We start from the raw sequence: 2,600 nt of genomic DNA, 5'->3' as shown, positions 1-2,600 counted from the left end.
TTAAAAACTAAACGTTGTAATAGTCTGCAAAAGCGAATAGTTTTATATTTTTACTGCATTAATCTGTTTTTTATGGCTTCATCTTTTGACAAATACCAAAAGCGAAAATTAATTTCTTCTTACATCTCTGTAGTAATAAGTATTGCTTTGGTTTTATTTCTTTTGGGTTGCTTAGGCCTATTGGTTATTAATTCTAAAAAAGTAGCGGATCATTTTAAAGAACAAGTGGTAATGACTATTTATCTTAATGACACTGCCAAAGAGGTTGAAGTTAATCAGCTTAAAAAGAGTTTAGCTATGGCAGAATATTCTAAAGAAGCGCAATATGTTTCTAAAGAAGAAGCTGCTGAATTAATGAAAGCAGAAACTGGCGAAGATTTTATGGATTTTGTAGGTTATAATCCGCTTAAAAATTCGATCGATGTTTACTTAAAAGCAGATTATGTAACTACAGAAAAACTTAGTGAAATATCTGAAAACTTATCTAACAAATCATTTATTGAAGAAATACGTTACGATAATGACCTAGTAGAATTAATGAACGATAATGTAAAACGAATTAGTTTTTGGGTATTAATTATCAGCGCTCTTTTTACACTCATTGCTGTTTTACTAATTAACAGTTCTATTCGTTTGGCTGTGTATTCTAAACGTTTTATTATTAAAACCATGCAAATGGTTGGCGCAACCAAGAGCTTTATTAGAAAACCTTTTGTTTGGAAAAGTGTTCAACTGGGTATTATTGGTGCTATTGTTGCTTTAATCGGTATGGGTGTTGTATTGTACTATCTCGATATAACATTCCCAGAATTAGAATTACTCAGAAATACCGTTATGATTATTGGGCTTTTTGCAGGTATTTTTGTGTTAGGCATTATCATTACTTGGATTAGCACCTTTATTGCCACCCAACGCTTCTTGAATTTAAAAACCGATCAGTTGTATTATTAATTAGGAAAAATGAAGTTTAGATTTAACCTTCTCCTCCTTACTTGTCTTTGCTTTACATTTGTATTTTTTGCTTGCAATGGTTCTAAAAGCACAAATCCAAATACTATTTCAATTGAAATTTCAGGCACAAATCAACCAGATAGTATTCAGCTTTTAAATTATAATAAATCCGAAGCTATTACGATAACAACTAATGAAAGGCCATTTATTTTTCATCAGAAAGACACAATACACGATGCTTTTAAAATCAATGTATTCAACAATAAAAAAGTATCCTCTAAAAAGATATTTCTTAACGGGAAACACATCAACTTAAAAGGCAAACTAACCGCTGAACAGTTTATGATAGATACAGTCACCAATTCTGATATCTATTATAAACAAATGCATTTCTATGCAACATTAGATAGCCTAAAGACTTTAAAAGTTAATGATTCCATCATCAATAACATTTTATTAAAGCAAATTAAGGAATGTATACACCATCCGCTTTCCTTTGAAATAAGTGATTACTACATAGCTAAAAATAAAAATCACAAACCACTGCTTAAAGACTTACAAATCGTTTTAGAAAAGCAACCCGAAGATTTAAAAACCCATTCACTTAGCATTCACAGAGAATTAAATAAATTATTAAAACAAGAACGCTTAGAACTTTCAGAATTTAATTTCTATGATAAAAACGGAAAAGTTTCTAAAGTTAGCACAACACACAATGGCGATTATTTAATAGATTTTTGGTTTGTACACTGTCCGCCTTGCGTTAAAGATCATAAAAAAATTGCCACATATTTAGACGTCTTAAGTAATAAAAACACTGAATTAATAGGCATTTCAATAGACACTGTAGAAGACAAATGGTTACATTATTTAGAAACCAACAATTACAATTGGCAAAATTATAGAGAATTAAGAAAAGGAAACGATTTGGTAGATACTATGAATGTTTGGGAATTCCCTACCTATATCCTTATATCTAATACTGGCGAAGTAAAAACCAAGTTTTACTCTTTTGAAGAAATTGCCAATTATTTTAATGATTTATAATTCTAACCCTAAAGAGTTTGTAATTATCAATGTGAAAATTACTCAAATTATTGAAGGTAGCAACTATGATAATTTATTTAAAACAGATAATAAAAAGAGTATTACATTAATATAGATTAGCACAAGGACTAAATTTAGATTCCCTTAACGCAAAAGTTTTAAATAAAACTGTTATTTTGCACTTACCAATTTTAACATTTGGTACATCTACACATATAGCATAATTAGCTATTGAAGATGGTATTTTATTTGCCGAGTTTAATAATAACTAATCCTAATTAGCTAAAAAGTTATGTTAGGATGTTTAAAAGATTTCCACTTTCGTGGGAAATATTATGGGAGAAAAAAAGCGTAAAGAACAATCTAAAGCAGAATTTATCTTCGGAAATAAAAACTACAAGTTTATGCTTATAGGTTTAGCATGTATCGTTGTTGGTTTTATTCTAATGTCTGGTGGTGGTAGTGATGATCCTAATGTTTGGAATCCTGATGTTTTTAGTTGGAGGCGTATTCGTTTAGCTCCAACACTTGTGCTTATTGGTTTTGGTTTTCAGGTATATGCTATTTTAGCAAATCCGAATAAGGACAAAAACCCAAACAAT

At 29.7% G+C, this 2,600-nt stretch carries 3 protein-coding genes; all 3 read left to right on the top strand.

Annotation, left to right across the window (positions count from 1 at the left end; translation table 11 throughout):
• Positions 1-72: 72 nt before the first annotated feature.
• The gene (locus N4A42_RS11380; protein ID WP_294074070.1) at positions 73-951 is read left to right on the top strand and encodes a permease-like cell division protein FtsX; all 879 of its coding nucleotides are present in this window, start codon (positions 73-75) and stop codon (positions 949-951) included.
• 9 nt (positions 952-960) lie between these two features.
• Positions 961-1,998, top strand: a complete 1,038-nt coding sequence (locus tag N4A42_RS11375) for a thioredoxin-like domain-containing protein (protein WP_294074068.1) — start codon at positions 961-963, stop codon at positions 1,996-1,998.
• Between the two features lie 335 nt (positions 1,999-2,333).
• A partial coding sequence (locus N4A42_RS11370; RefSeq protein ID WP_294074066.1) for a DUF3098 domain-containing protein occupies positions 2,334-2,600 on the top strand: 267 nt, incomplete at its 3' end.

Origin of the sequence: Winogradskyella sp. (assembly GCF_025210595.1) — a bacterium.
Classification (GTDB): Bacteria; Bacteroidota; Bacteroidia; order Flavobacteriales; family Flavobacteriaceae; genus Winogradskyella.
Note: the sequence above shows the minus strand (reverse complement) of the source record. Positions and strands in the feature narration are given on the sequence as shown.